22 protein-coding genes are annotated in these 18,869 nt (G+C 71.6%); 9 read left to right on the forward strand and 13 right to left on the reverse strand.

Going from position 1 to position 18,869, the window contains the following annotated elements:
• Nucleotide 1 precedes the first annotated feature (1 nt).
• The 5 genes from KV557_RS29810 to KV557_RS29830 all read right to left on the reverse strand — a co-directional run bounded on the left by KV557_RS29810 (nt 2) and on the right by KV557_RS29830 (nt 3,844).
• The gene (locus KV557_RS29810; protein WP_218204642.1) at nt 2-1,111 is read right to left on the reverse strand and encodes a hypothetical protein; all 1,110 of its coding nucleotides are present in this window, start codon (nt 1,109-1,111) and stop codon (nt 2-4) included.
• A 422-nt stretch (nt 1,112-1,533) separates the two neighbouring features.
• Nucleotides 1,534-2,376, reverse strand: a complete 843-nt coding sequence (locus KV557_RS29815) for a hypothetical protein (protein WP_218204643.1) — start codon at nt 2,374-2,376, stop codon at nt 1,534-1,536.
• Between the two features lie 395 nt (nt 2,377-2,771).
• A complete protein-coding gene (locus tag KV557_RS29820; RefSeq protein WP_218204644.1) occupies nt 2,772-3,119 on the reverse strand; it encodes a YidH family protein in 348 nt (115 codons plus the stop codon).
• A gap of 159 nt (nt 3,120-3,278) precedes the next feature.
• Nucleotides 3,279-3,482 carry a hypothetical protein gene (locus tag KV557_RS29825; protein ID WP_218204645.1) on the reverse strand — a complete coding sequence of 68 codons (204 nt, stop codon included), beginning with the start codon at nt 3,480-3,482 and terminating at the stop codon, nt 3,279-3,281.
• Nucleotides 3,479-3,844: a hypothetical protein gene (locus KV557_RS29830; RefSeq protein WP_218204646.1), complete on the reverse strand. Its 366-nt coding sequence runs from the start codon at nt 3,842-3,844 to the stop codon at nt 3,479-3,481. Before KV557_RS29830 ends, KV557_RS29825 begins: the two co-directional genes overlap by 4 nt.
• A gap of 106 nt (nt 3,845-3,950) precedes the next feature.
• On the opposite strand from KV557_RS29830, the gene KV557_RS29835 reads away from it, so the two are divergent.
• The 5 genes from KV557_RS29835 (at nt 3,951) to KV557_RS29855 (ending at nt 8,797) form a co-directional block, all read left to right on the forward strand.
• On the forward strand, nt 3,951-4,775 hold the full coding sequence (locus tag KV557_RS29835) for a helix-turn-helix domain-containing protein (RefSeq protein WP_218204647.1): 825 nt from the start codon (nt 3,951-3,953) through the stop codon (nt 4,773-4,775).
• A 3-nt stretch (nt 4,776-4,778) separates the two neighbouring features.
• Nucleotides 4,779-4,988: a DUF397 domain-containing protein gene (locus tag KV557_RS29840; RefSeq protein ID WP_218204648.1), complete on the forward strand. Its 210-nt coding sequence runs from the start codon at nt 4,779-4,781 to the stop codon at nt 4,986-4,988.
• 139 nt (nt 4,989-5,127) lie between these two features.
• Complete coding sequence (locus KV557_RS29845; protein WP_218204649.1) at nt 5,128-6,156, forward strand: phosphotransferase family protein; 1,029 nt, start codon at nt 5,128-5,130, stop codon at nt 6,154-6,156.
• Nucleotides 6,156-7,385 (forward strand): acyl-CoA dehydrogenase family protein, encoded by a 1,230-nt coding sequence (locus KV557_RS29850; protein WP_218204650.1) that lies wholly within the window; start codon nt 6,156-6,158, stop codon nt 7,383-7,385. Before KV557_RS29845 ends, KV557_RS29850 begins: the two co-directional genes overlap by 1 nt.
• A 140-nt stretch (nt 7,386-7,525) precedes the next feature.
• Nucleotides 7,526-8,797, forward strand: coding sequence for an alpha/beta hydrolase family protein (locus KV557_RS29855; RefSeq protein ID WP_218204651.1), 1,272 nt, complete (start codon nt 7,526-7,528; stop codon nt 8,795-8,797).
• Here KV557_RS29855 and KV557_RS29860 read toward each other — a convergent pair.
• Nucleotides 8,794-9,207, reverse strand: a complete 414-nt coding sequence (locus KV557_RS29860) for a winged helix-turn-helix transcriptional regulator (RefSeq protein ID WP_218204652.1) — start codon at nt 9,205-9,207, stop codon at nt 8,794-8,796. The two genes, KV557_RS29855 and KV557_RS29860, sit on opposite strands and share 4 nt — an antisense overlap.
• A gap of 83 nt (nt 9,208-9,290) precedes the next feature.
• Here KV557_RS29860 and KV557_RS29865 point away from each other — a divergent pair, with 83 nt between their 5' ends.
• Complete coding sequence (locus tag KV557_RS29865) at nt 9,291-10,109, forward strand: NAD(P)H-binding protein (protein WP_218204653.1); 819 nt, start codon at nt 9,291-9,293, stop codon at nt 10,107-10,109.
• A 47-nt stretch (nt 10,110-10,156) separates the two neighbouring features.
• Here the strand turns inward: KV557_RS29865 and KV557_RS29870 are convergent, their stop codons facing one another.
• The 3 genes from KV557_RS29870 to KV557_RS29880 are packed head-to-tail and all read right to left on the reverse strand — an operon-like array spanning nt 10,157 to nt 12,695.
• Nucleotides 10,157-11,128 (reverse strand): NADPH:quinone oxidoreductase family protein, encoded by a 972-nt coding sequence (locus KV557_RS29870; protein ID WP_218204654.1) that lies wholly within the window; start codon nt 11,126-11,128, stop codon nt 10,157-10,159.
• Nucleotides 11,125-11,913: an SDR family NAD(P)-dependent oxidoreductase gene (locus KV557_RS29875; protein WP_218204669.1), complete on the reverse strand. Its 789-nt coding sequence runs from the start codon at nt 11,911-11,913 to the stop codon at nt 11,125-11,127. Before KV557_RS29875 ends, KV557_RS29870 begins: the two co-directional genes overlap by 4 nt.
• A 23-nt stretch (nt 11,914-11,936) precedes the next feature.
• Entirely contained in the window at nt 11,937-12,695 is a 759-nt protein-coding gene (locus tag KV557_RS29880; protein WP_218204655.1) for an SDR family oxidoreductase, read from the reverse strand.
• A 181-nt stretch (nt 12,696-12,876) separates the two neighbouring features.
• Between KV557_RS29880 and KV557_RS29885 the strand changes: the two genes are divergently transcribed.
• Both KV557_RS29885 and KV557_RS29890 read left to right on the forward strand, forming a co-directional pair.
• Nucleotides 12,877-13,506 carry a TetR/AcrR family transcriptional regulator gene (locus KV557_RS29885; RefSeq protein WP_218204656.1) on the forward strand — a complete coding sequence of 210 codons (630 nt, stop codon included), beginning with the start codon at nt 12,877-12,879 and terminating at the stop codon, nt 13,504-13,506.
• A 396-nt stretch (nt 13,507-13,902) separates the two neighbouring features.
• Nucleotides 13,903-14,985, forward strand: coding sequence for a hypothetical protein (locus tag KV557_RS29890; protein WP_218204657.1), 1,083 nt, complete (start codon nt 13,903-13,905; stop codon nt 14,983-14,985).
• Nucleotides 14,986-15,038: 53 nt separating this feature from the next.
• Here KV557_RS29890 and KV557_RS29895 read toward each other — a convergent pair whose 3' ends face one another.
• The 3 genes from KV557_RS29895 to KV557_RS29905 are packed head-to-tail and all read right to left on the reverse strand — an operon-like array spanning nt 15,039 to nt 17,255.
• Entirely contained in the window at nt 15,039-16,118 is a 1,080-nt protein-coding gene (locus KV557_RS29895; protein ID WP_218204658.1) for a M14 family metallopeptidase, read from the reverse strand.
• Nucleotides 16,119-16,136: 18 nt separating this feature from the next.
• Entirely contained in the window at nt 16,137-16,475 is a 339-nt protein-coding gene (locus KV557_RS29900) for a hypothetical protein (protein WP_218204659.1), read from the reverse strand.
• A gap of 51 nt (nt 16,476-16,526) precedes the next feature.
• A complete protein-coding gene (locus KV557_RS29905) occupies nt 16,527-17,255 on the reverse strand; it encodes a TetR/AcrR family transcriptional regulator (protein ID WP_218204660.1) in 729 nt (242 codons plus the stop codon).
• A gap of 262 nt (nt 17,256-17,517) precedes the next feature.
• Between KV557_RS29905 and KV557_RS29910 the strand changes: the two genes are divergently transcribed.
• Nucleotides 17,518-17,883 carry a hypothetical protein gene (locus KV557_RS29910; RefSeq protein WP_218204661.1) on the forward strand — a complete coding sequence of 122 codons (366 nt, stop codon included), beginning with the start codon at nt 17,518-17,520 and terminating at the stop codon, nt 17,881-17,883.
• A gap of 73 nt (nt 17,884-17,956) precedes the next feature.
• On the opposite strand, the gene KV557_RS29915 is transcribed toward KV557_RS29910, so the two are convergent.
• Nucleotides 17,957-18,841, reverse strand: coding sequence for a lysozyme (locus KV557_RS29915; protein ID WP_218204662.1), 885 nt, complete (start codon nt 18,839-18,841; stop codon nt 17,957-17,959).
• Nucleotides 18,842-18,869: the final 28 nt, after the last annotated feature.

An 18,869-nucleotide genomic window follows, 5' to 3' on the forward strand; every position in this document is an offset into this window, starting at 1 on the left:
GTCAGGTCGGCGGCAGGGTTGGGCGGGACGGGCCCGGGCGGCGGTCGGTGGGGCGGGCCGGGGGGATGACGGGGGCGTGGAAGTCGCGTGGGCCGGTCCAGAGGGCGGGGACGGCGTCGCTGCGGCGGGCGAGTTCGTAGGCGAGGGCCTCGTAGTTGACCCGCCAGCCGTGGAAGTGCGGCCAGGCGTCCTCGACCGCGCGTTCGCGGGGGAAGCCGGCGGCGGTGATCATCGCGACGGCGCCGTCGTACTCGGCGTAGGTCAGCCGGATCGCGGTCTCCGGCGCGGGGTCCGGGTCGAAGTCGACGCGCAGCGAGCGCGCGATGTCGCGCATCGCAGTGAAGCCGGCGCGCAGCACCAGCCGGGCCTCGGGCGGGGCCGAGCGGGGGCAGAGGGCGAGGTGGAGGGCGGCGGCGTCCATCACCGCGATCAGGCCCACCACCCAGCTGCGGTTGGGCTGCGGGGAGCGGAAGGACAGCAGCACCGGGTAGTTGGAGTGACTCTCGCCGATGTCGGCGGCCAGCCGCTCCCAGTCCTGGTAGAGCGAGGGAAGGGCCGTCTCGGTGTCGACGAGGGACTGGCGGGCGAGCAGTTCGGGGCCCCAGGCGGGTTCGCCGGCCCGGGACTGGAGGAGGGTCACCTCGGTCTCGCGTCGCTGGTAGGCGGCGTAGAGGGTGGGCAGGTAGGCGATCTGGAGCGCGATCACCAGCGGGCCGCTGGCGGCGGCCAGGAAGTCGATCACGGACAGGTGGAGCCGCTCGCCGCTGGCGAAGCCGAGGGTGAAGAGGCTGGACCCGGCCTCGCGGAAGGACACCGACCAGGAGAGGTCCGAGGTGCCGTGCAGGAGCAGGGTGTACGCGAGCAGCATGCCGCTGAGCCATACCCCGAGCATCCCGAGCAGGATCAGCGGCGCCAGCCAGGTCAGCGCCCGGTCCTGGGCGCGGTAGCCGCCGATCGGCGCCGCGGACAGCCGCAGGATCGTCCGCAGCAGCCGCCAGAGCCGGTGCGCCAGGGCCGAGTACAGGCCGCGCGGGACGACCAGCGTGCGCAGGATGCTGCCGATGACGAGCAGGAGCAGCAGTACGCCGGCCAGGGTGTGGATCATCCTCATGGCGCCATTCTGACGGTCGTCCAGGTCAGACACGGCGCCGGGCGGCGTTGACGGGGGATCGGAGCACGAGATGCCCCTCTCCTGGGTCTGAGGCAGGGCATCTCGGGCCGGTCGGCCTTCACCGGGTGAAGGCCGATCAGAAACCTGGACCTGGAACCGCCGGCCGAGGCGTGCGCGCGCACCGCGCGATGGGAGTTCCGCTTCGTCGCCGCGCGCCCCTGAACATCACCGCGCCACCGGCTCCCCGGCTCAATCCGCTCGCGGTCTTGTGAGCGGGGGCCGGGAGCCGGTCCGCGCTGTCGTGACGGCAGACGTGCCGGCGCAAGCGTGGCAACAACCGATGCCGCACGGTCGTAGCGAAGATCAACGCGTCGGCCCGATTCCGGCGGGCCGGGATCGTTCCCGTGCTCCGGGCGGCGCTGTCACCACTCGTCGAAGTGGCGGATCACCCGGAAGCTGCCCACGACGGCATCGCAATCGAAATCGAACGAGCCTTCGTGGCCGCGATGGGTCACAACGCCGTTGGTGGCGCTGCGGGGGCCCACGGTGGCGACCGGACCGCCGTTGTCGCAGTTGAAGCCGCGGAAGACCTCGACAGTCTTCCAGCTGTCGTTGAAGATGTTGAAACTGGTGGCGCCCAGTCCGCTGGCCACAGTGATGCAGCCCTCGGTGTGGGCGGAGTACGTACGTTCGTTGACGAAGATCCTTCCCTCCCTGTGGCCGTGGCCGCGTCCGCCGTGTTCGCGTCCGCCCTCGTGTCCGCGGCCTTCGCGTCCGCCCTCGCGCCCGCGGTCCTCGTGTCCGCCGCCTTCGCGTCCGCCGCCTTCGCGTCCGCGGTCCTCGCGTCCGCCGCCTTCGCGTCCGCGGTCCTCATGTCCGCCGCCTTCGCGTCCGCCGCCTTCGCGTCCGCGGTCCTCATGTCCGCCGCCTTCGCGTCCGCCGCCTTCGCGTCCGCGGTCCTCATGTCCGCCGCCTTCGCGTCCGCCGCCTTCGCGTCCGCGGTCCTCGTGCTTCTCTCCGCTTGCGCTGCCGCCGCCCGAGGTGACCGCGGCCGGGGCGGCTTGTTGGACAGGCGGGGCCACCGGCTGGACAGGTTGGGCGGCTGGTTGGACGGGCGGGGCCACCAGCTCGACAGGCTGGGCCGCTGGCTGGACGGGCGGGGGCGCCAGGGTGGATCCGGGGGTCGAGGCGTAGGTGATGCCGGTGGCTGCAAGGACCGTTGCGCCTATTCCGGCAGCGGCCACAGCTAATGTACGCGTGCGCATGTCACTTCTCTCTGTCTCACGGACGCCGGTCGGGCGACCGACCTGCGATGAACGTAACGAGAGCTCTTAAGGCTGTCATTTCGGACATGTCCAAGGGTGTGAACCATGAGTCCAGTCAGGTGGAAATGCGGCACGTATCGCATACCGATAGAAGATCTGAGGCCCATTGGGAAGCCGGCCGTCAAGGGGCCGGGAGAGGAGGGGGTGTTCGCGGTGGGTGAGCTCTTCGGCTCTCCGGCGCATACGCTGCATGGCCGCCTGTGCGATCTCTGTCTTGCCTGAGGGAGTGGACTCCATCCACGTCATGGTCCGTTGGAAAGCGACGCGCAGTTCTGAACGGGCGGTCGAGGCAGCATGATCCATCCCGGACTGCGCTCGACAGCCCAGCGTCTTCGTCAGATCAGGACCAGGACGGCGATCAGGGCGAGGACGGTCACCACGCCGGCGGTGGTGATGGCGCCGAAGCTCACGGGTGCGAACACGCCGGCGTTCAGCTGTCGCGCGACGGAGCGGTAGCGGATGGTTCCGTAGGCGGTGACGAGCAGGCCGGCGACGAGCAGGATGAGGCCGGCCGCCACGGCGTGGGCGCCTGGGTGCGGGGCGAACTTCGCGACCGCCACACCGAGGGCTGCCACGCTGATGCCGGTACGGAGCCAGGCCAGGTAGGTCCGCTCGTTGGCCAGGTGGTCGCGGGCGGTGCTGCCGGTGGCGGGTTGTTCGGCGTCATGGGCGTGGCGGGTCATACGTCATCTCATACGTTCTTCTGGCAGTGTCCGCATCCCGGCGTCTCCGCGGCGCGTGGCGGATGGTGCGCGGGTGTGGCCGTTCAGCTGCTGTTGTCCAGCAGCCGGGCGAGCTGGATGTCGAACCAGGCACGTTCCTGCTGCCCGGCTCGGTGGTCGTCATGTGACCTCCTTGGCCGGCGCGGGCTTTTCATTCTTGCGCACCCAGATCTGCGCCCGGTCGTAGGAGTAGAAGCGCAGCGGCTCGGGGCGCGGCGGGAGGGCCTTCACCAGGTGGCCGGTCTCGTGGTCTCGGATGACCCACACCGGGTACGAGGCGCCATTGGGGGCGTCGGCGGGGACGATCCCGTATCGGCTGGTCACCGGGGGGCCACCTGGAGGAAGCCGCCGGCCTTCTCGACCTGCCGGGCGAACTCGTCGTACTCGCCGTCGATGGGCGAGATCGTCGCCCTGCTCGGGACGAGGATCGCGCCGGCCTGCTTGTCCTTGAGGCGCTGCAGGGCGACTTGGAGCTTCGGGCGGCGGTCCGGGGGTGTCTCCATGTCGTCGTCCACGACGGTCAGGGAGACGTCCCAGCCGAAGGTCAGGGCGTACTCCTCGCAGCTCCGCATCTCCAGTTCGGGGAAGGCGGAGGTGGTCTTGGAGAGGTAGATCACCACCTGGAGGCGTTCGATGACCTCAACTTCGGGGGCGTGCAAGGTCTGCGGGGGCTTGGGGCTGTTCAAGGTCCGCTCCTCTCTGTAGCACTGCGACTACCAGGGGTGTCTACTGTCCGCTAAGCTCGGGAACCGTTCAACTTGTCTGCGCCTCAAGTGGAATTGGATGTGAGCTGTGAACCGCAAGGAGCTTGATCCAACGTCATCCCCCCGCGAGTCCTTCGGTGCACTACTTCGCAGCTCACGTGAGGCGGTGCGCTGGATCCAGGAGGATCTGGCCGCAGCCATGGGGTACTCGGACAGCTACATCTCGGCTGTGGAAACAGGCCGTAAATCCACCAGTCGTGACTTCGTCAGGGCGGCCGACAAGGCGCTTGGGACGGGCCAGACGCTTGAACTGATGTGGGTCGGGATGAGGCGCAAGGGGTTCCTGGAGGGCTTCCCCGAGCATGCTGCACAAGAGACCCGTGCGTCTGAGATCAGGATTTACGAACCGAACCTCATCCCTGGGCTCTTCCAGACCAAGGCCTACGCGTCCGCGATCGAAGCGGCAGCGGTGCAGCGAGGGAGCAGTACGCCGGACCAGGCTGAGGAGCGAGTGAAGTTCCTCGTCGCGCGACAGCGGCTTCTCAAGCGTGCCGAGCCGCCGGTCATCCACGCGGTGATAGACGAGAGCGGTGTCCGTCGCCCGGTGGGCGGCGCTGCGACAATGCGCGCGCAGCTTGATCACCTGGCTGACATGGCGTCCAAGCCCTATGTGATCTTTCAGGTGGCCCCGTTCGGCTTGGCTGAGCACGCCCCATTCCGTTCCTTCGTCACTTTGCTGACGTTTGCCGACCGTTCTGTGGTCGGCTACACGGAATCTGCGGATCACGGCTATGTAGTGCGGGAAGACAGGACTGTCAGGGCATGGGAAAGGGCCTACGATCGGTTGCAGGTGGAAGCGCTGACCAGAGCTGCATCCCTTGACCTGATTCGCAAGGCCCGAGAGGAACTTTGACCCATGACCCGCCCAGACCTGTCTCGCGCTTCCTGGTTCAAGTCGTCGCACTCCGGTAACGGCGGTTCCTGTGTAGAGGTTTCGCCCGACTTCCCCGGCGTCGTTCTCGTCCGTGACTCGAAGGACCCGGAAGGGCCCGCTCTCGTCTTCCCGATTGATGTATGGCGATCCTTCGTTGGCGCGACCGCCGCCGGCGAGTTCGGCGACATCTGATCCAAGACCTCACCAACGAACCCCCGGGCCGCGCGGCCCGGGGGTTCGTTGCATGTGGGTGGCATTGACAGGGGGCATCACCCGGCTGAATGCTAAGCAAGCGCTTAGTCAATGAGGCCACATCCCGAGGAGCCGCCCGATGCCCCAGACTCCCGCCGACCCGCCCGGCCTGGACCTGGGCCGCCTCCGCGCCCACCTGGACCGCGAGCTGCCCGGCGCTGTCCAGGGTTCGCTGCGGGCCGACCTGATCGAGGGCGGGCGCTCCAACCTCACGTACATCCTCACCGACGGCGCCGCCCGCTGGGTGCTGCGCCGCCCCCCGCTCGGGCACGTCCTCGCCACTGCCCATGACATGGGCCGCGAGCACCGCGTCATGACCGCGCTGCGCGACACCGGCGTGCCCGTCCCGCGCACCCTGCTGCTCGACCCCGCTACGGACGTGCTCGGCGCGCCCTGGTACCTCATGGAGTATGTGTCCGGCACCGCGCACCGGGACGCCGCGACCCTCGCCGCCCTCGGTGAGCAGCGCGTCCAGGCACTCGGCCGGCGGCTGGTCGACACCTTGGCCGACCTGCACCGGATCGACCCGGCAGAAGTGGGCCTGGCGGACTTCGGCCACCCGGAGGGCTACCTGGAGCGCCAGCTGCGCCGCTGGTCCACCCAACTCGCCGCCTCTCGCAGCCGCGAGCTGCCCGAGGTGGACCGGCTGCACGCCCTGCTTGCCGAGCGGCTGCCCGCCTCCCCGGCGCCCGCGCTGGTGCACGGTGACTACCGGCTGGACAACGTGCTCGTCGGCGAGGACGACGCGATCACCGCCGTGCTGGACTGGGAGATGTCCACCCTCGGCGATCCGCTCACCGATGTCGGCCTGCTGGTGATGTACGCCGAGGTCGCCGGCATCGGCGGCGGCATCATCCCTTCCGCCATGACCGCCCCCGGCTTTCCGAGGCCAGACGAACTGGTCTCGTACTACGCCGAGTTGACCGGCCGGCAAGCAGCAGACCTGGACTGGTACGTCGCGTTCGCCGCCTTCAAGCTCGCCGCCGTCGCCGAAGGCATCCACTACCGCTACCAGCAGGGCTGCACCCTGGGCGCAGGCTTCGAACGGGCCGGCGAGATGGCCCCGATCCTCGCCCGGTACGGCCTGGCCACGCTGAAGGAGAACTGATGGACTTCGCCTACGACGCCCGGACGAACGACCTGCGCGAGCAGCTGCTCGCCTTCATGGACCAGCATGTCCACCCCGCCGAACCCGTCCTGGAGGAGCAGCTCGCCGACCCGGCCCGCCCGGCCTGGAGCGTCCCGCCGGTCGTCGCCGAACTCCAGGCCGAGGCCCGCAAGTTGGGCCTCTGGAATCTCTTCTTTACAGACAAGCACAGCATGCCGGGTGAGCACGGCGCCGGCCTCACCAACCTGCAGTACGCCCCGCTCGCCGAAATCACCGGCCGCAGCCCCCAGTTGGCCCCGCCCGCGCTCAACTGCGCGGCCCCCGACACCGGCAACATGGAACTGCTCGCCCAGTTCGGCACCCCCGAGCAGCGCGAACGCTGGCTGCGCCCGCTGCTCGACGCCGAGATCCGCTCCGCCTTCGCGATGACCGAGCCCGAGGTCGCCTCCTCCGACGCCACCAACATCGCCACCCGGATCGAGCGCGACGGCGACGAGTACGTGGTCAACGGCCGCAAGTGGTACATCACCGGCGCGATGAACCCGCAGTGCCGGATCCTCATCGTCATGGGCAAGACCGACCCCGGCGCCGCCCCGCACCGGCAGCAGAGCATGATCCTCGTCCCGCGCGACACCCCCGGCGTCACCGTCCGGCGCGGCATGAAGGTGTTCGGCTACGACGACGCCGACCACGGCGGCCACGCCGAGGTGCTGTTCGAGAACGTCCGCGTCCCCGCCGGGAACCTGATCGGCGAGGAGGGCGCCGGCTTCGCCATCGCCCAGGCCCGGCTCGGCCCCGGCCGGATCCACCACTGCATGCGCGCCATCGGCGTCGCCGAGCGCGCGCTGGAGCTGATGTGCCGGCGGGTGGGCGAGCGGGTCGCCTTCGGCCGACCGCTCGCCGAGCAGGGCGTCGTGCAGGACTGGATCGCCGAATCCCGCGTCCGCATCGAGCAGTTGAGGCTCCTCGTGCTCAAGACCGCCTGGCTGATGGACACCGTCGGCAACCGCGGCGCGCACACCGAGATCCAGGCCATCAAGATCGCCACCCCACGCACCGTCGAGTGGATCCTCGACAAGGCCGTCCAGGCCCACGGCGCCGCCGGCGTCAGCCAGGACACCCCGCTCGCCCAGCTCTGGGCCGGCAACCGCACCCTGCGGCTGGCCGACGGGCCGGACGAAGTGCACAAGCGCTCGCTGGCGCGCCGCGAGCTGAAGAAGTACAGCTGACCCCAGGGACGTCATACCGGGGTACTACTGGGTGACTTGGCACCCCGGTATGACGGCTTCGGCCCCTCCTCGCCCGTACCGTCCCTCGTACCGGAACCGAACCCGGAACCGAACCCGGAACCGAACGAGGAGGAACGGCGATGAGCAGGCGCGGACGGGCCGTGGCGGCGGTGCTGCTGGCGGCGACGGCGACGTTGGGCGTGGTCGGAGCACCGGGCGCGGTGGCGGCACCAGGGCAGGGCACCGAGCAGCAGGCACAGGCCTGGCTGCCGCAGCCCACCGGGCCCTACCCGGTCGGCACGACGTCCCTGCAGCTCACCGACGACTGCCGGGACGACCCGTGGAAGCCCGGGCAGCACCGCAAGCTGATGATCAGCTTCTGGTACCCGACCGCCCGACCCGCCACCGGCTCCGACCGCGCGCCGTACATGGTGCCCGCCGCCGCCGACCACTTCGGCAGCGCCGGGAGCGTCGGCCAGGGCGACTACGGCTTCGAGCCCGGCCGCACGGACTGGGCCGGCATCCGCGCCCACGCCCGCGCCGACGCGCCCGCCCTCCCCGGCGGCAAGCGGCCCGTCGTGCTGTACTCGGCGGGCTTCGGCGACCCGCGCACGTGGGGCACCGGCCTGGTCGAGGACCTGGCCTCGCGCGGCTACGTCGTCGTCACCGTCGACCACACCTACGACGCCTCCGAGGTGGCCTTCCCCGACGGCGACCTCGCCACCTCCGTCTTTCCCGCGCTGATGGCCCAGCCCGGACTCGACCTCGGCGCCGTCCTGCGCAAGACGCTGCAGACCAGGGTCGACGACACCCGCTTCGTGCTGGACCGGCTGGGCGGGCTGCGCCACGACGAGCGGCTGCCGGCCGGCCTCGCCGCCTCGCTCGACCTCGACCGGATCGGCATGGTGGGCCACTCCGGGGGCGGTTCCGCCGCGCTCCAGACCATGCACGACGACCCCCGCCTCAAGGTCGGCGTCAACCTCGACGGCCAACTGCACTTCCCCGGCCCGGACGGCACCGGCGTCCACCTGACCACCGTCGCCGAGGACGGCCTGAACCGGCCGTTCCTCCTCATGGGCACCCAGAACCCCGACTCCGGCGGCTACCACCAGCAGCCCGGCTGGGACGCCCTGTGGCAGCACAGCACCGGCTGGCACGCCGACGTCACCCTCACCGGCTCCCGCCACAGCTCCTACACCGATGCGCAGTCCCTGCTGCCCCAGCTCGCCCGCCAGGGTGCGATCAGCCAGGCGAAGCTGAGCGACGACGTCGGCGACGTCCGCCCCGACCGCGCGGTGCTCGCCACCCGCTCGTACGTCGCGTCGTTCTTCGACCGCTGGCTGCGCGGCCACGACGACCACCTCCTGGACGGCCCGTCGCCGCGCTTCCCCGAGATGGTGTACGAGCGTTAGCGGATCTCCGAGCCCGGGTTGGCCTCGTCCCAGGCCTCCCGCGACGTGACGATCGCGTCGTGGTGGTCGTAGGACCAGTCCGCCATCGCCCGGACCAGGTGGGTCAGGCTGTGCCCGAGCGCCGTCAGCTCGTACTCCACCTGGGGCGGGACCGTCGGGTGGACCGTCCGCGACACCATCCCGTCGCGTTCCAGGCGGCGCACCGTCAGCGTCAGCATCCGCTGCGAGATGCCCGGCAGCGCCCGCTGCAGCTCGCGGAACCGCCGTACGCCCTGGGCGAGTTCGACGACGGTGAGGACCGACCACTTGTCGCCGAGCCGGTCCAGCAGGTCGCGGATGCCGCAGTCCACGCCGTCCTCGCACCAGACCACGGGACGGGGGGCGGTTACCGCGGTGTGCCCTACGGACATGGAAGTGCCTCCTTACGCCGGACGACCAGGCTATCGAGGATGGTCGCGAAGCCAACGGCCGATCATCCCCTGGAGGAACACCCATGCTGCTCGTCACCGGTGTCACCGGAGCCCTCGGCAGGCTCGTCCTGGAGCGCCTGCGCGGGCGGGAGGACGTCGTCGCCGGCAGCCGCACCCCCGAGACCGTGCCGGACGGCGTCCCCGCCCGGCTCGTCGACTTCGACCGGCCGGAGACGCTGCCCGCCGCGTTCGCCGGCGTCCGCACCCTGCTGCTGATCTCGGCCGGCGCCGCCGAGGACGACGTCGTGGTCGCCCGGCACGGCGCGGCGATCGCGGCGGCGGAGCGGGCGGGCGTCGAGCACGTCGTCTACACCAGCCTGTCCGGCGACGGCGACCACCTGCCCTACGCGCTCGCGCACCGCTGGACGGAACGGCGCCTGCGCGAGTCCGGGAGCCTGCGCTGGACGGTGCTGCGCAACGGGCTCTACGCCGAGTTCCTGGCGGCGATCGCCGCGCCGGACGCGGACGGGGTGATCACCGCGCCGCTCGGCGAGGGCGGCCTGGCGGCGGTGGCCCGGGCGGACCTGGCGGAGGTGGCGGTCACCGTCGCCCTGGCGCCTGCCGAACACGCGGGAAGGACCTACGAGTTGGTGGGCGAGCGGGCGGTGGGCGGCGCGGACATCGCGGCGGCGACAGGCGCCGAGTACCGCCCCGCCGCCCTCGCCGGGACGAGGGCGGCGGTGGCGGCCTCGGACGCGCTGGACTTCCAGGTGCCGATGGTGGTGGGCACCTACTCGGCGATCGCCCACGGCTTCCTGGCCGGCCCGGGCGGCCCGGGCGACCTCGCGGCCCTCCTCGGCCGCCCGCCCCGCCCGGCCCTGGACGTCATCGCCGGTCGTTAGGGCGTGTCTGACAATTCCCGTCTAGCGCGCGAATTGTCAGACACGCCCTAATCCCCGAGGACGACCAGCCGCCCCACGCTCAGCCCGTCGGCGACGCGCTGGACGGCGTCGGGGGCGGCGGCGAGGGGGACGCGGGCGCTCACCAGGGGACGGACGACACCGGCCTCGGCGAGCTTGGTCAGCTCCTCATGGGCGGCCTGGACGGCCTGCGGGGCACGGGTGTTGTAGAGGCCCCAGTGCAGGCCGAGGATGGCGTAGTTCTTCACCAGGGCGTGGTTGAGCGCGGGGGCCGGGATCTGGCCGGCGGCGAAGCCGACCACCACGATCCGGCCCTCGAAGGCTACGCAGCGGGTGGAGCCGGTGTAGGCGTCGCCGCCGACCGGGTCGAAGACGACGTCGGCGCCGCGCCCGCCGGTGGCCTCCTTCACGGTGGCGACGAAGTCCTCGGCCGTCCGGTCCACCACGAGGTCGGCGCCGAGCGCCCGGGCCGTCTCCGCCTTGGCCGGGCCGCCGACCACGGCGATCACCCGCGCCCCGGCGGCCCGGCCGAGCTGGACCGCCGCGCTGCCGACCCCGCCCGCTGCCGCGTGCACCAGCAGCGTCTCGTCGGCCCGCAGCCGGGCGCGGCGGTGCAGGGCGAACCACGCGGTCTGGTAGCCGATGTGCAGCGCGCTCGCCTCGGCGTCGTCCAGCGCCTCGGGAGCCGGGAACGCGGCGGAGGCGTCCAGCAGCGCGTACTCGGCGAAGGCGCCGTGCGGCAGCACAGGGTTGCCGATGAGCCGCTCGCCGCGCCGGGCGCCGTCCACCACCTCGCCGCACAGCTCCACGCCGGGCGTGAACGGCAGCGGCGGGCGCACCTGGTACTGGCCGCGCACCATCAGCGCGTCCGGGAAGTTGACGGCGGCGGCCCGCACCCGGACCAGCAGTTGCCCCGGCCCGGCCACCGGCCGCGCCACGTCCTCGGCGAGCCGCATCACCTCGCGCGGCTCGCCGAGCTCGCTCACCTGCCAGGCCCTCACAGCGTGTTGCTCCTTTCAAGTCCCTGCTGGAGCCGGTTCATCCCGGCGAGCCAGCGGTCCGGTTCGGTGGCGCGGACGCGGTAGTACTCGGCCACCTCGGGGTGCGGCAGGATCAGGAAGCGGTCCTCGCGGAGCCCGGCGAGGGTGGCCTCGGCGACGTCCTCGGCGTCCAGGGCGGTCGGCGCCAGCAGGGCCTCGCCGACGGCGCCGGTGGCGGCGAGCATGTCGGTGCGCACGCCCTGCGGGCAGAGCGCGTGGACCCGGACGCCGCGGTGGCGGTACGTCGCGGAGAGCCATTCGGCGAAGGCGAGCGCGCCGTGCTTGGTGACGGCGTACGGGGCCGAGCCGAGCATGCTGAGCAGCCCGGCGGCGGAGACGGTGGCGAGGAAGCGCCCGTGGCCGCGCTCCAGCCAGTGGGGGAGGAGCAGGTCGGCGGCCCGGACGTGGGCGAGCACGTTGACCTCCCAGGCGCTCGCCCAGGCGGCGGCGGGTGCGTCGGTGCCGCCGACGGGGGCGACGCCCGCGTTGGCGCACCAGATGTCGATGTCGCCGAGCGCCTCCCGGGCCTGCCCGACGAGGGCGGCGAGCCCCTCGGCGGAGGCGGCGTCCCCGGGCAGGGCCGTCCCGTCGATCTCGGCGGCGACGGCGTGGGCGGCCTCGCCGTCCAGGTCGTTGACCACCACCCGGGCACCGGCCGCGGCGAAGGCCCGGGCCAGCGCGGCGCCGATGCCCCGCCCGGCGCCGGTCACGACCACGCCCTGACCGGCGAAGTCCCCGGTCACCATGACGCCCTGACCACCGGAGTCGGTCACATCCCACCGCCGAGCGTCACGCCGCCGTCCAGGACCAGGGTCTGCCCGGTGATCCACTCGGCGTCGGGGGAGAGCAGGAAGGCGACGGCGCCGGCGATGTCCTCGGGGACGCCGAGCCGGCCCAGCGGGTACTTGGCGGCGACCTTCTCCTCGCGGCCCTCGAAGAGCGCCTCGGCGAACTTGGTCTTGACGATGGCCGGGGCGACGGCGTTGACCCGGATGCCCTGGGGGCCCAGCTCGGCGCCGAGTTCGGTGGTGAGCCGGATCAGCGCGGCCTTGCTGACGCCGTACATGCCGATGCCGAGCGAGGCCCGGATGCCGGCCACGGAGGCGACGTTGACGATCGAGCCGCCGTGCTCGCCCATCCAGGCGGCGTGCACCCGGCGGGTCCAGGCGAGCGGGGCCAGCACGTTGACGGCGAGGATCTTGGCGGCGGCCTCCTCGTCGGTGGTCAGCACCGGGCCGTAGATCGGGTTGATCCCGGTGTTGTTGACCAGGTGGTCGAGCCGTCCGAAGGCCTCCAGGGTGCGGGCGATTGCCTCTTCCTGGTGGGCCGGGTCGTCCGACTTGCCGGCGACGGCGATCGCGCTGTCCGGCCCGCCCAGCTCGCGGACGGCCTCGGCGAGCGGTTCGGGGGTGCGGGCGGTCAGGCAGACCTTCGCCCCGCGGGCGACCAGCTCGCGGGCGATCCCGAGGCCGATGCCCCGGCTCGATCCGGTGACGACGGCCACCCGGCCCTTGAAGGAGTGCACCACGGAGGGTCCTGCCTTTCGCGCGAGGATCTCTGGTTACGGCTGCTGACTAAGCGCTTGCTCAGCATGGTGTCGGTGCGGGAGCCTGTCAACAGCCGGTTCGCGGCCGCCGGGCGGTCGGCACGAATACGCGCACGAAATACGCGCACGAATGCGCGTACGAGTTCTCTGCGAGGATGACGCCATGACCAGCACGCCCATCGCCGACCTCTGGCACTCCCTGCCCGGCGGCACCGACGCCCGCCCCGAGGCGGCGTACCGGCTGCTCCAGGCGGCCGTCGAGTCGTTCGCCGAGCGCGGCTTCCACGCCACCACCACGCGGGACATCGCCACCGCGGCCGGGATGAGCCCGGCCGCGCTGTACATCCACTACTCCTCGAAGGCCGCGCTGCTCGCCGAGATCAGCCAGGCCGGGCACGCCGCCACGCTGGCGCTGGTACGGGAGGCGGTGGCCGGCGCGGCGGAGCCCGAGGTGCGGATGCGGCGGCTGGTCGAGGAGTTCACGGCCTGGCACGCCCGGGCCCGGACCGTCGGCCGGGTGGTCAACTACGAGCTGCACGCGCTGCCCGAGGACGCGTACGCGGTGGTCGCGGCGCTGCGGCTGGACATCGAGCGCGAGGTGAGCGCGCTGATCGAGGAGGGCGTCGCGGCGGGTGTCTTCGCGGTCTCCGAGGTCCGGACGGCGGCCCGCGCGGTCACCTCGCTGGGCATCGACGTCTCCCGCTGGTACACCGACCGCAGCACCGAGACGCCGGAGGAACTCGGCCGCCGCTACGGCGAGTTGGTCCTGCGCATGCTCGGCGCCCGGGTCTGAGCCGGAGCGCCGGGCCGAGCGCCGCCCCCAGGTGGCTTGACCTGCTCCGGGGCCGCGCGCAGACTCGTATACGAAGTACGTGTGCCTCGTAGGCGTACATCCCTGCCCCCGGCGTCCGCGGCCCGACACCGCGGCCCCGCCCCGGTGAACTCCCGCGCGGTTCCGACACCACGCGCCGAAGCAGAACCACGACGCAGAGCCACGAAGCCGAATCACGAAGCCGAATCACGAAGCAAGACCGCTCCCGCGGCGGCCACGCCCCTCGACCGGCGGCCCCGGCGGGAGCAGACCCCTGACCCGGGCCGGTCCGGCCGGTCGTGCCCCTTCGCTTCCCGGGGCGGCGCCCTGTACGCGGGCATCCTGAACGGCCAGGCCGCCACACGGGGCGTCACCAGGTTGCAGATCCTGCGTGCGCCGAGTATCGACTCGACCGCGCCGATGGAGATCCTCGTCACCAGGGACCAGGAGGACCAGCCCTGGGTCATCGCCGACACCGTCACGGCGAGCGGCGCCGACCGCGACCGCGTCTTCATCGGCAACAACGATTTCCACCACAAGCCCAGGACCCCGCAGACCGCCACCGTGGACGTCTCGGCCGACGCCCGGACGGCACCCGCGCCGGCCGGCTTCGCGCCCGTCGGTATCGAGCAGCGCACGCCGTCCGGCCAGGACGGGCCGCCGGTCCGGCTCGCGCTGCACCCTGACGGCACGGTCTACGCGGCGTTCGAGAGCTGGCGGACCAACGACGGTGGCCAGCCCATCTCCAACGTCACCTTCGACGTCGTGGTCACTCGCGACGACAGCGCGGGCGTCGGAGCCACCCCGTTCCAGGACCTCAAGGACGCCACCGACAGCTCCCCCGGGCAGAGGGTGGCGACCGACCGCTTCGTGGCCTTCAACGACACCATGGGGCAGGAGCGTCTCGGCGGTGACCTGACGATCGCGGTCGACCCGAACGACGCGAACAGCGTCTGGATCGCCTGGTGCGACCGGGTCGGCGGGCAGGGGGGCACCGACAACACCCTGCACGTCCAGCACTCGGCCGACCGCGGCCAGAGCTGGAAACAGGTGCGCGACGACGTCGCCGACGCCAAGAACCCGTCGCTGGCGGTCAACTCCGCCGGTCTGGTCGGCCTGGTCTACCAGCAGTTCGCCAACAACCAGTGGACGACCGTCCTGGAGGTCACCGCCGACAGCTGGCAGACCTCGCCGGAGACCAACGTGCTGCACCAGGCCCCCGCCAACGTGCCCGTCGCCATCGGCCTGCCGTACCTCGGCGACTACCTCCGGCTGCTCGCCGTCGGCACGGACTTCTTCGGGGTGTTCGCGGGCAACAACACGCCCGACAACGCCAACTTCCCGGTCGGCGTGACGTACCAGCGCAACGCCGACTTCACCACCCAGCAACTGCTCAACCTCGACGGCGTCACCGCCGTGCCGGTGTCGATCGACCCGTTCTTCTTCCACCGGGCCGCCTGAGCACAGTAGTTCCTGAGCACAGTAGTTGGGGCACAGCAGTCGGGCACGGTGGTTCAGGCGGTGGCGAGGCAGAACGCGACGAGTCCCGCGTCCACGTCGAGGATGATCTTCTCCATCTCGGCCCACGGCGGGTGGAAGCTCGTGCCCCACTCGACGGTGAAGCCGAGCACCTTGCCCTGGCCAGGGTTTCGGTAGTACCGCGAGAGCACGTAGTCGTCGCTGGTCCCGCTGGTCGGGTACAGGTGGAACCCGGACATCGGCTTGTACGTGAGTCCGCGGACGCCGTTCACTCCCTGGCAGAAGTGCTCGGCGAGCACCACGGCGCTGTCGGCGTCGGGCTTCTCGATGTACTCCGCGTAGGCGACGTCGCCCGGGATGCCGCGCGTGCCGTCGTAGGCCGGGTTGTGGAAGTTCATTTCGGGGTCGACGGACTGGTTCTCGTCGTCGCCCCAGTTGTACAGCATGTCCTGGGAGTAGCTGTGCACGTCGACCAGCCACCCGGTCCGCGGGTACTGGTCCAGCAGCCAGCGGACGTTACGGGTCTCGGGTTCCGAGAAGGCGCTCGGGCCCGCGTAGACCATCGGGTCGCACGGATTCGCCGACACCTGCGGGGTGGCGGTCGGGGCGAAGGCGGTGGCGAAGTCGAAGAGGAAGTCGTAGTTGCGGTTGAGGTCCACGCCGATGCAGGCCGGGTCAGGACTGCCGCCGGAGTAGGCCGGGTTGCGGTTCTTGCGCCACATCGGATCGGCGGTCGGGGTCTGGCTGTGCAGCCGGCCGTCCGGGTTGACGAGCGGGAACAGCACCAGGTCGAGGCGCTGGAGCAGACCGTGCACCTGGTCGGCGGTGAAGGTGGTGCCGCCGTAGCCGAGGCCGGTATTGCCCTGGTAGGCCTCCAGCAGGTCGGCGGCGAAGTGGACGAGGATCTCGCAGCTGCCCCACTCGCGGGCGTGCACGCCGCCGAGCATGATGACGCAGTCCTTGGGGAACGGCTCCGGGGCGCCGACCCGCAGGGCGTGGGCGGTCCGGCCCTCGACCGAGGGCTCGGGCAGTGCGATGAGCTGGGTCAGGCCCGGGTACGCGGTGGACAGGCTGGCCACGGCGGACTCGACCTCGACGATGTTCAGGTACGGCATGACGGTCCTCCTCCCGGTTCAGCCGCCGAGCTTGGCGGCCAGGCCGCGCGGTATCGCATTGGCGGCGGCGAACCGGTCGCCCTGGCCGACCTCGGCCTGGGCGGCCCGCCCGGCTGCGCTGGCGTTGCCGACCCGGGTCACCGTCACGCCCTCGCGTTCGAGGGCGGGGATGCGGTCGTCCGGGACGTACACGTCGATGCTGACGCTGCCGTCGGCATCGAGGGTGGGCCGTCCGCCCACATCCGGGTGGACGTCGCGCAGCAGCGCGCGCAGGGTGTCCGCGTTCCTGGCGGTGACGCGGACGCGGAGGATGTCGTGCGGGAGGGATTCGAGGGACTGATTGGTGACAGCGGACATGGCGGCCTCTTCCGGGCGCTGGGATATATGTCCGACGTGTACCTCGTATCCTCAGGATGCGCCGCCGCCGTAGAACGCGTCAAGCGGCGCCCGGGGCATCCGGTCCAGCAGGCTGTCCAGGCCGGCCAGCAGCTCGGCCTCGTCGTCGAAGTCCGCGAACCGGGGCACCAGCGCGCGCAGCCGCGGATAGTCCGCGGCGGGCAGCCGGTGCAGGCCGAGGCGCAGGACCGGGTCCGGCTCGTCCTGGTTGTCGACCACCTGGCGCTTGTCGACGAGCAGACAGCCGAGGTTCCAGGCGACGAACGCGCGGTAGACGGTGAGCGCGGTGGAGTCGTCGAAGCCCGCGCGGCCGAGGACGGCGAGGATGTGCTCGGTGAGATCGAGCACCGGCGCGGGCCGCCGGGCCACCGGCACGGTCAGCGGCCTGGTCGCGACCAGCGGCAGGATCTCCGGGTGGGCGTGCGCCACGGCGGCGAAGGCCCGGGCGATCCGGCGCAGTTCGGCCCGCCAGGCAGCCTCCGGCGTCTGCGCCGAGCGGCGGAGCTGGTCGTTCACCTCGGCGAAGAAGGCCTCGATCAGCCCGTCCAGCAGCGCCTCCTTGCCCGGTGTGTACCGGTAGAGCGCCATCGACTCCACCCCGAGCTCGCCCGCCAGCCGCCGCATGGTCAGCGCCGCCATCCCCTCTCGGTCGACCAGCGCCACTGCCGCCCCGAGCACCAGCGGACGACTCAGGCGCCCCCGCTTCTCGGGGCCGTCACCGCCGCCACCCTGCTCAACCATGTCCGCGCTCCATCCATGCCGGCCGGGCGGATACAGGACCAGGATACAAGGTATAGATCGGGTGTAAGGGAGGAATGGGTCAACGTGATCCACCCACGCGCTCGCGTCACCGGGCAGCGGCGAGTACCCGGACGGCCAGGGCGGCGAAGGCCGCCGCCGAGACGACGGCGGTGAGCAGCCGCCTCCCGCCGGGATCCGTCGGCGCAGGTCAGGCGTACGATGTGCGCCGGAACACCGCGACGGGGAAACGGGGGAACGGTCGATGCTCGACATCGGGTGGTGGATCATACCGGCTGTGCTGTACGGCGGCGGGTGGGTGGCGAACAGCGCCCGCCGGGCGCTGAAGGTACGGCACGAGCGCAAGCTGGAGATGCTGGACGCGGCCGAGCGTCAGCGGGTCGCGCTGGAGGCGGCCAAGCGCCCGCCGGAGCCGATCTGCGGCTGCACGCATCATCTGGCCAAGCACGACAAGCAGGGCCGCTGCCACGAGGAGGTCGAGGCCCCGGTCGCGTGGGACGCCGAGCGCCGGCCGGTGCAGTTCGAGCCGCGGCAGTGCAACTGCCAGCAGTACGTCGGCCCGGAGCCGCTGGGGACGGTCTTCGCCCAGGAGCTGGTCGACCCGCGCTGAAGGGCTCACAGCGACGAAAGCAGCGAAGTGGTGCGGGGCCCCGCCGTCGAGGCCCCGCACCGGGTGCGGGCGGTCAGCCGGTGGCGAGCGCCTGGAGGCGGTCGTAGGCGCCGTTGAAGAGGTCCTGGTCGCCGGGGAAGGTGCCGGACGAGGCGTACTGCCAAATGGTCTGGTAGGCCCAGCCGTTCGGCAGGGTGCCGGGTGAACTGCCGTAGTGGGCTGTCCAGAGTGGGTTGGTGGCGCCGAAGTCACCGTTGTTGCCGGTGCATTGGGACCACCAGTTGGCCGTGGTGTAGATCGTCGGGTAGCGGCCGGTGCGGGCGAGGACGGTGTCGCTGAAGGCGTGGATCCAGTTGACCATGTCGCCCTGGCCGAGGCCGTAGCAGGTGGCGCCGTACGGGTTGTACTCGATGTCGAGGGCGGGCGGCAGGGTGACGCCGTCGGCCGACCAGCCGCCGCCGTGGTCGACGAGGAAGTTGGCCTGGACGTCGCCGGAGGAACGATCCGGCAGGGCGAAGTGGTAGGCGCCGCGGATCAGGCCGGCGTTGTAGGAACCGTTGTACTGCTGGGCGAAGTACGGGTTCCGGTAGGTGGTGCCCTCGGTCGCCTTGACGTAGGCGAAGTTCGCGCCGTTGGCGGCCGCCGTGGCCCAGTCGACGTTGCCCTGCCAGCCGGAGACGTCCATGCCCGCGGTCTGGGTGACGTCGAGGGGGCGGACCCCTGTCGGGTCCTCGACGCCCTCGTGGGCGGCGACGGTGGAGCCGGCGAAGTCGAGCTCGGGGTGCAGGATGTCGTTGCCGGTGGAGGCGGGTACGGGGTCGGCCGCGTACGCCGGGGCGGTGGCGCCCGCGATCAGCGCGGTCGCGGCGGCGAGTGCGGCACCCAGGGCGGGGAGCCGGCGGGTGCTGGTGGGTCTGGTGGTACCGGTGGGGCTGGCGGAGCGGGAAGTGCTGAACATGAACACTCCTCTGGTCCGGTGCTGTTGG

Source organism: Kitasatospora aureofaciens (assembly GCF_019192735.1).
Classification (GTDB): Bacteria; Actinomycetota; Actinomycetes; order Streptomycetales; family Streptomycetaceae; genus Kitasatospora; species Kitasatospora aureofaciens_A.